9 protein-coding genes and 1 tRNA gene are annotated in these 13,098 nt (G+C 47.2%); 6 read left to right on the top strand and 4 right to left on the bottom strand.

Annotated elements, in window-relative coordinates; translation table 11 throughout:
- The first annotated feature begins 873 nt into the window (after positions 1-873).
- Positions 874-1,503: a fasciclin domain-containing protein gene (locus tag H6H02_RS05640; RefSeq protein WP_190815493.1), complete on the top strand. Its 630-nt coding sequence runs from the start codon at positions 874-876 to the stop codon at positions 1,501-1,503.
- 176 nt (positions 1,504-1,679) lie between these two features.
- Here H6H02_RS05640 and H6H02_RS05635 read toward each other — a convergent pair whose 3' ends face one another.
- Complete coding sequence (locus H6H02_RS05635; RefSeq protein ID WP_190815491.1) at positions 1,680-2,810, bottom strand: S-layer homology domain-containing protein; 1,131 nt, start codon at positions 2,808-2,810, stop codon at positions 1,680-1,682.
- Positions 2,811-3,307: 497 nt separating this feature from the next.
- Between H6H02_RS05635 and H6H02_RS05630 the strand changes: the two genes are divergently transcribed.
- Complete coding sequence (locus H6H02_RS05630; RefSeq protein WP_190815489.1) at positions 3,308-4,285, top strand: DUF2382 domain-containing protein; 978 nt, start codon at positions 3,308-3,310, stop codon at positions 4,283-4,285.
- A gap of 162 nt (positions 4,286-4,447) precedes the next feature.
- On the opposite strand, the gene H6H02_RS05625 is transcribed toward H6H02_RS05630, so the two are convergent.
- Entirely contained in the window at positions 4,448-7,093 is a 2,646-nt protein-coding gene (locus tag H6H02_RS05625; RefSeq protein ID WP_190815487.1) for a DUF3536 domain-containing protein, read from the bottom strand.
- Positions 7,094-7,585: 492 nt separating this feature from the next.
- On the opposite strand from H6H02_RS05625, the gene cax reads away from it, so the two are divergent.
- On the top strand, positions 7,586-8,707 hold the full coding sequence (gene cax / locus H6H02_RS05620; protein ID WP_190815485.1) for a calcium/proton exchanger: 1,122 nt from the start codon (positions 7,586-7,588) through the stop codon (positions 8,705-8,707).
- Positions 8,708-9,064: 357 nt separating this feature from the next.
- Here cax and H6H02_RS05615 read toward each other — a convergent pair whose 3' ends face one another.
- Positions 9,065-9,886, bottom strand: a complete 822-nt coding sequence (locus H6H02_RS05615) for a tetratricopeptide repeat protein (protein ID WP_190815963.1) — start codon at positions 9,884-9,886, stop codon at positions 9,065-9,067.
- 269 nt (positions 9,887-10,155) lie between these two features.
- The gene (ruvB, locus tag H6H02_RS05610; protein ID WP_190815483.1) at positions 10,156-11,259 is read right to left on the bottom strand and encodes a Holliday junction branch migration DNA helicase RuvB; all 1,104 of its coding nucleotides are present in this window, start codon (positions 11,257-11,259) and stop codon (positions 10,156-10,158) included.
- Between the two features lie 103 nt (positions 11,260-11,362).
- Here ruvB and hisF point away from each other — a divergent pair, with 103 nt between their 5' ends.
- The 3 genes from hisF (at position 11,363) to H6H02_RS05595 (ending at position 12,588) form a co-directional block, all read left to right on the top strand.
- Complete coding sequence (hisF, locus tag H6H02_RS05605) at positions 11,363-12,133, top strand: imidazole glycerol phosphate synthase subunit HisF (RefSeq protein WP_190815481.1); 771 nt, start codon at positions 11,363-11,365, stop codon at positions 12,131-12,133.
- Positions 12,134-12,235: 102 nt separating this feature from the next.
- Positions 12,236-12,448: a hypothetical protein gene (locus tag H6H02_RS05600; protein WP_190815479.1), complete on the top strand. Its 213-nt coding sequence runs from the start codon at positions 12,236-12,238 to the stop codon at positions 12,446-12,448.
- A gap of 67 nt (positions 12,449-12,515) precedes the next feature.
- Positions 12,516-12,588 (top strand) — tRNA-Ala (locus H6H02_RS05595).
- The last annotated feature ends 510 nt before the right edge of the window (positions 12,589-13,098 follow it).

Genomic DNA, 13,098 nt, shown 5'->3' with positions numbered 1-13,098 from the left:
AACTGACGGTGAATTCACAGGCGGCTTGAGCTATCTGTGTAACCTATTCGACAAGCGGGAACTAAATTCCGGATCGAGGAAAAGTCAATTTTCTTTGTTCAGGGCATCGCTGAGTCGCTGAACAGCGTTTAGACTTAAATAAATAAAAATAACAATCTTCGCCTTATTGAGAATCTAGGAGTCAGACTGAGGATAGATTCCGGCTCCCAGATTCTTTAGCCACCATAGGGTGGTCAGTCTCAATTTGGCTCCCGACAACTGAATGCAATTTAGAGGTTCAGTGCTGACGGCGGTTTTCAGACTGGTAATCTTTAACCCAGCATCGTTCCAAAAGGTGGATTCTGTAACAGTACGAGAAGCGGCGGGGATTTAGTACCAATTTAGTTTTGGAACTAAACAGGGGCTGATTTAGGAACTGCCACAGAGGGAACCGAATTTTGCCGTTTTGGGGAGCCATAGTTTGAAAATTCCAGATAGCAGTAGTACAAAACAGGGGCACCGTGCATCTATCTAAGGTGACATCTGCTTGGTTAATATTACCTTGCCAAAGATTACTACATATTTGCTTGGGTTAGATTACGGAATCTCCAGAAAGTGTTTTTGCAAACTCTGTACTTTCACGGATGCGCTGTTAAACTGCGCTATCAGGGGACTCTGGGGCTAGAGCGTAAGCGTTATGTAAGCGATTTTCTTGAGAGCGTCTCACTCAAGGTAGTTCAGGGAGCAGCTTAATAATCTTAGGTATTTATCCTTAATAGGGAGAGTAAAATTTTTTTACGCCTACCAAACCTAGAGAACTAGCATAGGAGACCAAGATTCAATTAATATACAAATCTGCAAATATCAGCGATGCCAAGACTAGGAAGTTGCCTAATGCCAATCAATTCTTCCTCCCCTGTATCCAAAAAACTTACCGCTCTGATAAGTCTGCTTGGTTTGGGTGTTCTTATCACGCTACCTGCTCTAGCTCATAGCAAGACGAGTTTTCGCGTGTCGAACGCTCAGTTCGGTTCTCGCAGCCGGAATCAGCCACAGTCTTTAAGCACCACAGGCAATCTCGACCTCCTGGCAAGAATCCTCGGTGTCAGGAATATCGCTTTGGAGCTAGAAACATCTAGCGATGCATTCTCTACCCTCAGTGTTGCCTTGAAAAAAAGCGGTCTGAATGACACTTTCTCTGGAAGACAACCTTACACAATTTTCGCTCCCACGGATGAAGCATTTGCCGCTTTGCCACGGGGTACTTTGCAAGCACTTTTAAGACCAGAAAACAAAGCAAAGTTGATTAAAATTTTGACTTATCACGTAGTTCCGGGGGAAATCACCTCTATGGGTGCCAAGTCGGGACGAGTGAGAACGTTAGCAGGTCAACCTGTAACGATGAGAGTGAGTCCAAACCAAGAAATTACTGTTAATGGTGCTAAGGTAATTCTGGCAGATATCCCAGCTAGTAATGGAGTCATTCACGGGATTAATAAAGTTCTGCTGCCGCCCGGTTTCTAGGTCAGGTTTGGAAAATACAAAGCAACCAGTCGGGTACCTTCATAGTTAGTCAGCCTGGGGAAAGCCTTTCTTGTTTAATCTACAAATTTAGTCTACAAAGTTCGGCTCAGCCCCAATTAAGATTTACGCACTCCGTGAAGTCGAAAACTTCATTAGAAGTGCGTTAAGGCGATAGTCTATTGCGCTGTTTGAGTGGTTTGATTGTTGCTAGTGGTATTGGTGCGACCAACAATATAGTTAGAAGCTGGGGCATTACTTCTCAGAGGTTCTATTTTCCCCTGATTAACTAATGTTTGATAAATAAAAGCAGCAACATCCCCACGGCTAGCAGCTTGGTTAGGATTGAGAACGTTCAGATTAGGATAGTTGACCACAATGTTTGCTCTTGTGGCTGCTGCTACATCATCAACAGCGTACAAAGGAATCTGTTTGGCGTCTGCATAATAATCGCTAACAAGAAATGATGCAGGAGGATTCGCAGACATAATCGGAGTCTTGGTAACAGATGAGGGAACACTGCTAAGAGGCGTACTCGGAGTCTTAGCAACAGATGAAGGAGTATTGCTAGGAGGCGTATCCTGGTCATTTGCTACAGAGGAGGGAGTACTGCTAGGAGGCGTACTCTGAGCATTGGCTTTTGTCATGAATATGGGATACATCAAAGAAGTCATTGCCAAGGGCATCAAGAAACGCTTCTTAGTTGCTCTACGTTTGGTTGCTGGATAGGCGGTAGATTGAGTAGTTGCTGGAGCGGTAGTTGCTGGAGCAGAAGTTGCTGGAGTAGCAGTTGCTGGAGTGGTAGATGAGGCCGTCGGGTTAGAAGAATTATTCAGAACCTTCGTTAAAGCAACTAATGCCTGAACTCTGGAAACTTCTTCTTGTGGACGAAAGAAACCGCCAGGATAGCCTGTCATAAATCCTGTTTGGTAGGCTTCCTCAATGGCAGGAGCTGCCCAATAACCCGTAGGAACATCTTTATATACGCTTCCAGTTACTATTTTCCTAACTTGGTTTTGGTTAAAAGCTTGGCGGATGATTGCGGCAAATTCGTCGCGGTTTACTGCCTTATTGGGTCTATAGGTTCCATCAAGATATCCAGTAACAATATTTTTTTCAGCGAGTCTTTCAATAAAAGGACGCGCCCAATGATTCTGAATATCGGGAAAGCTAGCTGTTGTAGTGGGAGATGGAGCAGTAACCTGAGCTGACACGGGAGCGGAAGTCCCCCAACAGGCAATTACACTTGCTGCCACTCCTAAAGTTAGCAATGCTGCACTTCCTGCTGACCGACGATAGGAGTTGGACATTATAAATTTTCTCCGATAATTCTGCCTACTCCTTAAGGCTATCTCTCTTATTTTTGCCTATTCCTCCTCCTACCGAGGGAAACCTATATATCTATAGGCAGATTGATAAGCTTGTCAAAATTTGTAAACCTAAGCAATTCTATTATTTTGGTCTTCAACTTAAGATTTAGTTAAAGGTTTCAGTGATTTTTTGAATAATTCAGCACCTATCTAACTGTATATATTGATGCCTATCTACAAGAATAATTTCAAGCTTAAAAAAACAGTGTTTTTGCTATACAAGGGGATATTTCATCGGCTATAAGTAATAAATAATTCATTTTTACCACACACTTTCCATTGATTTACGACTTTTGAGAAAGCTTGATTACTTCGCATCCCCTTTAAGGATTATGTATTGGATTGAGTTAACTCAGCCGCTAGCCAGATGGAGCGAAAGTAGAGACTTTTAGTCTGGGTAGTATAAAGATGCAAAGAATTTGGAGGATAAAAAAAGTATGGTTTTATTCAAGCTTGAAGATTTTGACACAGACTATCAAGACAGTTTTGGGGGTGATGACGTTAAGGGATTTGATGTCTATTCAGATATAAGTGATGACAAGGTTGGTAGCGTCAAAAATATCTTAGTTGACGAGTCAGGGCGTTTCCGCTATTTGGTTGTTGATACAGGCTTCTGGGTTTTCGGTAAGCAAGTATTGCTACCAGTGGGTCGTTCTCGGATCGACTATGATAATCGGCGTGTATCCGCTGTTGGGCTTACCAAAGAGCAGGTAGAAAATTTACCGGAATTTGGCGACGATCTGAAGGTTGATTACGATTACGAAGAGCAGGTGAGAGGAGTGTATCGCAGCTCGGCAGCAGAGCCATCTGTAGAAACATCGGCACCTATTAACACATCGACACCTGTGGACGCATCTGCACCTTTGGGGGCACCTCCTGTGCAACCTACTTACGCGGCTCCGATGACAGGCGCTGTACCTGCTGAGCCTAGCTATGCGGCTTATGACCGCGATCGCTACGATTATCAGCAAGAGCCATCTTTGTACGACATGAACGATCGGGATCATCAAACCCTCAAGTTGTATGAAGAACGGTTGATTGCTAACAAAACTCGTCGGAAAACTGGTGAGGTAGCGGTTGGTAAGCACGTTGAAACGGAAACAGCACGAGTTTCAGTTCCGGTTGACAAAGAGCGAGTGATTGTTGAGCGTGTGACTCCAGCAGACGCGGGAAGAGCAGTTACTCCTGGCGAGGCTGCTTTCCATGAAGGGGAAGCTGCACGAATGGAAATCTACGAAGAGACTCCTAACATTCAAAAGGAAGCCTTTGTTCGCGAGGAAGTCAGAATTAGAAAAGAAGTAGATCATGACACGGTTAATGCCGAAGAACAGCTTCGTCGAGAAGAGCTGGATGTGAATAGTAACGATCTGCCAATTCGGGATCAAAATATCCGCACCGATCGCGATCGCATCTAACCGGATAAAGAGTACACCCTTTTAAATCTGAAATAACGGGTGAAACGCTTCAAATGTTAAGGGGTAGGTTACAAAACCTACCCCTTAACATTTGAGAGCAACTAATCTATTCAGGTAACGGGGATTCGTCAGACAATTTCCCATTACCCGTGACATTTATGACTATGACAGTTGGTTCAACCGGGGACTGACATCTACAGCTAGCTTTTGACCGAGTAATAGCAACTGACGGAGCTGAGACGAATTGCCGTTGGTTTCTGATTCCAACAGAGGCACGATTTGGCTGTGGAGACAGCTAAAGTAGAGTTCTTGAGCGCGATGCAAAGATAAGCCCAGGTGTAGCTGATTGCCTACAGAAATCATCCGCTCTAAGCGTTGGATATCGGCTTCTAGAGTGGCTGGGTTAGAGTCGTGCAGAAGCTTCCAGAGCGATCGCAAGATCAACTGCTCCAAGGTTCGCTTAGCATCCGGAATATTCAGCTGACAGCGCAGCTGATTGGCTTCTTTGGCGATCGCTTCCAGTTCTGCCAGTTGATTCAAACCTTGCTGAGGTTCGCCGTTTTCTTGCTCTAGTGCCCGTAGAGACATCCGGGCGCGGTTAGAAATTGCTACTTCTGCGGCTACTTGCAATTCTTGCGGAACAGGTAGCTCATCGCGCTGGAACGCCATCAAGATGCCGTAGTTATCGCGGTAAACCTGCGTATAAAGCTGGTCTAGGCGGGTTAAAGTTTTCTGACTGAGTAACCGCATAATCCGGTGCCGTTCCTCAGCAAATAATTTCTGCAAATTGAATGAAGAACCCCCAAACATCTGGGACATTGCCAGGATCGCGTGAGCCGCACTCGCCTGTTGTAGCGCCGCAAACAGCTTTTCCTTGAGATGGGTATAACTGCGGCGACCAGCAAAGGGTTGAATGCAGCAGTGGAAATCCCAGCCGCCCAAATGGAGAACGGCAAAGACTAAATGAGTGCTTTCCCAGGTAATTTCTGAAGTTAGTCGCAGTTGCCCCACAGCCAGAGTCAGCGACCCCATGCGTTGCATCTGATAATCCAACTGATGGGCATCGTAACAGTAGACCCGCTGTTGCTGGGGATAGGTGGTGAATAGGGAACTAATGGCATAGTGTGCTGCCACTTGCTCGATCCCAATCTGGGCACTGACTACCAGTTGCCGGTACACCTCAGCACCATGCTTGAATAAATCAACATTACTGGGAGCTTGGGAGAGGCGTTTGATAAATCCTTTTTCTAACTGCACACCAGAGACATCACCGGCAAGTTCCAAGGCTCTGGCGGCGTAGCGGAGAATCTGCGTTCCTTCGGGTCTTGAGAGTTCTTCAAAGAACCAGCCGCAACTGGTGTACATCAGCAGACTATGGCGCTGCATCTCTAATAGGCGCAGGGCGTCTACTTGTTCTGATGCTGTTAGTTTACGGGTGCGATGGCGGGCGAGGAAGCGCTCTACATTAGCAGGAGAGCGATCGCGAATCACGTGGATATATTCATCCCGTGTAGCCCAAGGATCGCGGAAGAACTGGTGACCCGTTTCTTCATAAACTTTGCTTAACTGATCCCGCAACCAATCTAGGGCATTCCGCAGGGGACGCCGCCACTTTTGGTGCCAAACGCCACCTTCGCCACCGCAACCGCAATCATCCTGCCATCGATTGACTCCGTGAGCGCAACTCCAAGCCGTGACTGGCTTCAGTTCCACTTCCCAGGTAGGAGGATTCAGACTTAGATAATGAGCATAGTTTGTGACAGTCCAGCCGCGCCGGGGAAACTCGTCCACAAAGGCAAAAGCTAAGGTTTTCTCTGTACCGCTTTTGTGGTGTCCAAAGGTTTCGCCATCTGTGCCAACCGAGATGAGCTGCGAAGTCCGGTGATCCCCGCGTACAGCGGAACCGATGCGTCCAGCTAGCGTCCCAGCCCAGCCCAGTACATCATTAAATCCCATGTCCCGCGAGATCGGGCCATCGTAGAAAAAGATATCGATGTAAGGAGTATCTGGGGTTTGGTTGGTGGGGAATGAATACTCAGTGTTAAGGGGTGAATCTTGCGTGCTGAGTGTGGGTTTCAGATAACAGCGATAGGGACGGGTGGGATCGATCTGAGATCCGCCTACTTCTAACCACTGAGTCACGGGCTGTTCGTCTGTGGGGATTGGTCGGCAACGTTCAGCTTGAGAAGGTGCTAAAACAATGAACTTAATTCCTTCTGCAACTAATGCTTCTAAGGTTGCATAGTCTACGGCCGTTTCAGCCAGCCACATTCCTTCGGGATCGCGCCCAAATCGGGAGCGGAAGTCTTCTTTACCCCAGCGGATTTGGGTGTACTTATCCCGCTCGTTGGCAAGCGGCATGATGATGTGATTGTAAACTTGCGCGATCGCATTGCCGTGTCCGTTCAGGCGATCGCTACTTTTACGATCCGCTTCCAGAATTCGCTGATATACCTCTACGTCGTAACGTTCCAGCCACGACATCAATGTGGGACCAATATTAAAGCTGAAATACTCATAGTTATTCACGATCCCCACGACTTCGCCCCGGTCATTTAGCACTCTGGCAAAGGCATTCGGGCGATAGCATTCATGGTGAATCCGCTCATTCCAGTCATGGAACGGAGACGCACTCGGCTGCCGTTCAATCGCATCTAGATAAGGGTTTTCGCGGGGGGGTTGGTAAAAATGACCGTGAACCGTAACATAAACGCCGGTAGCCGTTTGCAGGGGATCAGTTGCTACACTGGTGTTTGCTGTTCCCTCAGCAGAATACTGTGAAGCTGGTCTTTCAGCAGCAGAAGTCATAGGATCGCATCCAAAATTAGTAAAAAATTAGGGTCAATAACTTATCCAGATAGACTGAGCATCCCCGCGTTTACTTGAACGCCAGGGAAACAGCAAGTTAAATCAGTCCATCTGGAGAAGGCGAAGACTCACCACCCAAACATGGCAAAGACTCTTGGGGGCGAAGCCTTCTCTCCTTAAATGGGGGGATCAAAGCAATCGGTTTAACATCCAATTATTTTGCCCGTACCGATGAGCAACTGCCTGTGCCCCATGCCGGTAGCGGTCAATGAACAAAATTGAAAAGCCAGGATAGTTACTTGTTACTTACATGATTCAAGCGTAATGCTGCCATGCTTGGAACACTAACTTCATGCAAATGAATAGTAAATTAACTTTGCTTAAGGAATCCTGCATCTAAAGAAATATTCCGTTACATACTCAAAGACTGAAAGAAGCCAGAACACTCAACAAGCGGCTATCCTAGACACGAGCTAAATACGAATAATTTGGATGCTGTCTCTAAACACGCTTTTTTCCATTCTTTTGTTGTTTATCCCCATTTCCATTACGGCCCACTTTCTGGAATGGGGATCGTCAGTCGTCTTCATCACCGCTTGTCTGGGGATCATTCCCCTTGCTGCTTGGATGGGCACCGCCACCGAGGAAATCGCGGTTGTTCTTGGCCCATCCTTGGGAGGACTGCTGAATGCCACTTTTGGTAACGCCACCGAACTCATTATCTCCCTCGTTGCCCTCAACGCGGGACTGGTGGATGTCGTCAAAGCGAGTATCACCGGCTCTATTATCAGCAACTTACTCCTGGTCATGGGCTTTTCCATGCTATTGGGGGGCTTGCGCTATAAAGAGCAGCAATTTCAGCCAATGGTGGCAGGGGTAAATGCCTCGGCAATGAACCTAGCAGTGATTGCGATGCTGCTACCAACCGCAATGGACTATACCTCCACCGGGATTGATGAAGCCATTGTCCAGCAACTTTCGGTCGCCGTTGCCGTAGTATTAATCGGAGTCTATGGGTTGACGCTGCTATTTTCGATGAAGACTCACAGCTATCTCTATGATGCGGGTGTGGCAGAACAGGAGATACTCACTGAGTTAGCTGAGTCAAATCTCGCTCCAGAAGATCCCGAACATAAAGTTAACCTGCCCCTATGGATTGGGGTGCTATTAGGCGCAACGCTCCTGGTTGCAGCAGAGTCGGAACTATTGGTTTCCTCTTTGGAAGAAGCCACCTCCCAACTAGGTCTGACGGCACTGTTTACAGGGGTGATCCTGGTTCCGATTATTGGCAATGCTGCCGAACACGCCACTGCTGTTACCGTGGCGATGAAAAATAAGATGGATCTTTCTATCTCGGTGGCGGTGGGTTCTAGCTTGCAGATTGCTTTATTTGTAGCTCCGGTTCTCGTTCTGACAGGTTGGGCGTTGCACAAACCGATGGATTTGGACTTCAACCCCTTTGAATTGGTAGCAGTAGCGGTGTCGGTACTCATTGCCAATTCGATTAGTTCTGATGGCAAGTCTAACTGGTTAGAAGGCACGCTGCTATTGGCTGCTTATGCAATTTTGGCGTTGGCTTTTTACTTCCACCCAGTCATGGGGGGGATCGGGTAGAAACACAAAAGGTAAAAGTTCTTTCTTCGAGCTTTTGTGTTTTTTGATGACTCCTGTGGCGTTTATCGACCGTTGAAAAAGGCGATCGCTAACCTGAATGGGTGATTCCTGTTTACCTGGTAGGGTGAGGGGGAACCGTGGCAAGGCAGATTACCTTAGAACTGTAGAAAAGTTTTGATTCGCTTCCAGGTCATCCTTAGAAGTGAATCAAAACCGCGATCGCTCTTTCTCACTAAACACGATCGTTTATATACAGAAGCTCTATACGGAAAATTCTCCAATGAGAGAACCGCTTTCTTCAAGAAAGCGGTTCTCTCATTTTGGTTGCACAAAGCTTCAGACTAATTGCAATCGCCTTTATTGTAAACTCAGAAATTTCTCTAAGGCGGCAACCATAACTGGAGGCCAACGGCGGACAGTTTTCACCCAGTCAATATCTTTATAACGACGATCGATTCCGACAACCGCAACCCAGTTACTTTCGGCTTCACCCCGATTTCCCTGTTCCCAGAGGGCCGCAGTAAGGGCAGCCCGCATATCAGGAAACTGGGGGTATTTGCGAACAATATTCTTCATAGTGCGAATCGCTTCTTTTTGTTCGCCCATTTGATACAGCGCGATCGCGTAATTGGCCCTGGCAAACGCAAAATTAGGAGCGAGATCGGCTGCTTTTTTGTAGTCGGCGATCGCTTCCTCCCACTCGCCCATTCCCGCTTTGGCATTCCCCCGGTTGTTGTAAGCCATTGCATCCTTGGGATCGATTTCCAACACCCGATTGTAATCGGCGATCGCTTCCAAATATTTCCCCTGTCCTTCTAATGCTGTACCGCGATTCAGATAGGGATCGGTGGCGTCTGGGGCGAGTTCAATAGATTTATTGAAGTCAGCGATCGCCTCTGACAATTTATTCTGGCTTACCTTAGAATTTCCCCGATTGCTCCAAATAGCCGGATTACTGGGAAATCGCTCAATTAGCTGTGTCCAAAGCCCTTCAGCCGTAACAAAATCACCGGCATTTGTCGCGGTAAACGCTTTAGCTGCGAGTTCATCTCCTTCCTGCAACTCAGCTTCCGTGTAAGTAGAAGGTTGTTCTTGCGCGATCGCTGGCGTTACATTGACGAACCCAGTTGAAACAGTAATAAACAGAATGCTCAGTAAAGTCAGAATCCAACGAATCATATTATCTTGGCTTTTAGATTTTGGTAGCATAGGCGCTGCCCAGCAGAAAGCTATCGCGGTACTCCCTTTGTTGCAATACACACTTCGTCACCTCACCCCAACCCCTCTTTTCTTTGCAAGCAAAGAGCAGTTTTCAACCCCTCCTCGCTTGCGGGGAGGGGCAGGGGTGGGGTTAAACGGTACTGCATCCAAACGAGAATTGCGATAATCCGTAGGCAATGCCCATCCTACTACTGCTGTATTCGTCATTTGTCTTTAGCTTATTATCCTTAGAATAATGACGAATCATATCCTAAGTGCTTTCGGGCTGCTGGAGTGGCAATGCGACCGCGAGGCGTGCGGTGCAAATAGCCAATCTGCAATAAATACGGCTCGTAGACATCTTCAATTGTTTGGGCATCTTCCCCTGTGGCGGCGGCGATCGCTTCCAAGCCTACAGGCCCCCCATTAAATTGTTCTATCATCACGGTCAGCATCAACCGATCTGCCCAATCCAAACCCATCGGATCTACACCGAAGACTTCCAAAGCTTCCACCGCAACAGGTTTAGTAATTTCCCCAAATTTTTTTACCTGAGCAAAATCTCGCACCCGTTTTAAAAGGCGATTGGCAATTCGGGGAGTTCCACGAGAACGACGCGCAATTTCTTCAGCACCATCCGGCGTAACCGGGGCTTGGATCACCTCAGCAGTCCGCTGCACAATCAAAATCAGTTCATCCAACTCATAAAAGCGTAACCGTTGAATTAAGCCAAAGCGATCGCGCAAGGGTGACGACAGGGAACCTACCCGCGTCGTTGCTCCTACTAGCGTAAATGGCGGTAGCGGCAAACTGCGAGTTTTCGCACTTTGACCCTTGCCAATCGTAATATCTAACCGAAAATCCTCCATTGCCGGATAAAGCAATTCCTCTGTCATTCGGCTCAAGCGGTGGATTTCGTCAATAAATATAATATCTCCCGGCTTTAGGCTCATGAGTATCCCCACAATATCGCGGGGACGCTCCAACGCGGGTGCAGAGGTGATTTTACAAGTGGTTCCCATCTCCGTCGCCAAAATCAGCGACATTGTGGTTTTGCCCAAACCCGGCGGGCCATACAGCAGCAAGTGATCCATCGACTCGTCTCTGCCTTTTGCCGCTTGAATCGCAATTTCTAGAACGCCCTTGAGGTCTTTTTGCCCGATATACTCAGCCAGTCGTTGGGGTCGCAGACCTTCTTCTTGCTTCTCGGTTTCGTCCATTGCGACAGTTGGCTGTAATAACTCTTCAACCGTTTCCTCTGGCTGAGATTTCCGGCGTCCCCCTGGCTTTCGGCGTTCCTGGGGTTGCCCGTTGGGTTCTTGCGGCTGCTGTTTAGAAGAAATTATCGCCATGATTAAAAATTTATTTTAAAAACACTACCCAGATCCGAAGACACAGAAGGTTTAAAGTGTGTAGGCTTTCATTATCATTACATCGGGGAACCAGAGGATCGTCATGCTTGCAAAAAGAATACTGCCTTGCTTAGATGTGAAAGCGGGGCGAGTTGTCAAAGGGGTTAACTTTGTCAATCTCCAGGATGCTGGCGATCCGGTGGAACTGGCACAAGCTTATAATCAGGCGGGTGCAGATGAGTTGGTGTTTCTGGATATTACTGCCACTCACGAAGACCGGGGCATCATTCTGGATGTGGTATACCGCACCGCTGAACAGGTATTTATCCCCCTTACCGTGGGCGGGGGAATTCAATCCTTAGAAAATATTAAACAATTGTTAAGGGCTGGCGCAGACAAAGTCAGCATTAACTCGGCGGCGGTACGCGATCCAGAGTTGATCGATCGGGCGAGCGATCGCTTCGGCAACCAGTGCATCGTGGTAGCAATTGATGCACGGAAACGACAAGATCCCAGCAATCCCGGTTGGGATGTTTACGTGCGTGGTGGGCGGGAAAACACAGGCATCGATGCGATCAATTGGGCGCAAGAAGTCGAGCAACGCGGCGCGGGCGAACTGCTCGTCACGAGTATGGACGCTGATGGAACCAAAGCAGGCTATGACTTAGAGCTTACCCGTACCATAGCAGAACAAGTACAAATTCCAGTGATTGCCTCCGGTGGGGCTGGTAACACGGGTCACATTTATGACGCCTTAACGGAAGGGAAAGCGGAAGCGGCTCTGCTGGCTTCCCTCCTGCATTACGGAGAACTCACTGTATCAGAAATTAAAAACTATCTTGTAGAGCATCAAGTGCCGGTGCGGCTCTTGTAAAGGCGAAACTTCTTCCTTCTGGAAGAAGCGGCTTTGGCTTTGTAGCATCAATCTGTTCGGTTGTATATATTAGAATAAAGGAAGTGTTACAAAACGTAAATTATGTTAGTTAGTATTTTAATTTTTGATGTGGCTCTGGTGGCGTGGTCGCTGCACTTGATGCAGGAAGCCTTCGACCAACAGGAGTTCTCCTTAATGCTTGCTGGCACCCTGGTGGCGCTATCCGCAGCCGCCATGCTAGTCGTATATTTCCTGATGAACAGCTACATGGGTTATATCAGCCATCTTGCTCAACACCCCTGTTCGTTTTATTAATTTATAATTGCTGAAATTTTACTTGACGACTTGCGAATTTTTAAGGCATAATCATAAAGCACCGTAAGGGGTTATAGCTCAGTTGGTAGAGCACCTCAATGGCATTGAGGGGGTCAGCGGTTCGAATCCGCTTAGCTCCATAAGAATAAACCTCACGCCCAACCTTCTCCGTGTGACTTTACCCATAAGTTTGCCGCAATGGCAAACTTATGCTTCCAATAAAGGACGGCAAAGTTATGGTTCCAGCAAGGGGATGATTGGGAGCAGGCAAGAGAAAGCTGTTTATAGCCCAAGCTCACGATGCACTTCCTTGAGAGCTTGCTTAACTTTTTTATCTCGGAAGTGTCCTGGCTTAGACACTAGGTTTGAAATAAGAGATTCGTTGGGATATTTACCCTGATTATATAAATCAACAGCAATCCTTCGTACTTCCTCGCAACATTCTTCAATTGCTTTGGCATAGCCATATTTTTGATAAGCAACGTACTTGGCAGAAATAGCACGGCAGAAATCGGGAAAATGTCTGTAAATTGTTCTTCTGTGAGAGATTGTTTATAAAGCAAATCTTAAGCAGTTTGCATTTGGTGAGTTAAGCGTCGTAGCATCAAGCGAGTCATTGCCGCATAGATGACTGTCTCGCTGATTTGTGG

The organism is Coleofasciculus sp. FACHB-1120 (genome assembly GCF_014698845.1).
In the GTDB taxonomy this organism is placed as follows: domain Bacteria; phylum Cyanobacteriota; class Cyanobacteriia; order Cyanobacteriales; family FACHB-T130; genus FACHB-T130.
Note: the sequence above shows the minus strand (reverse complement) of the source record. Positions and strands in the feature narration are given on the sequence as shown.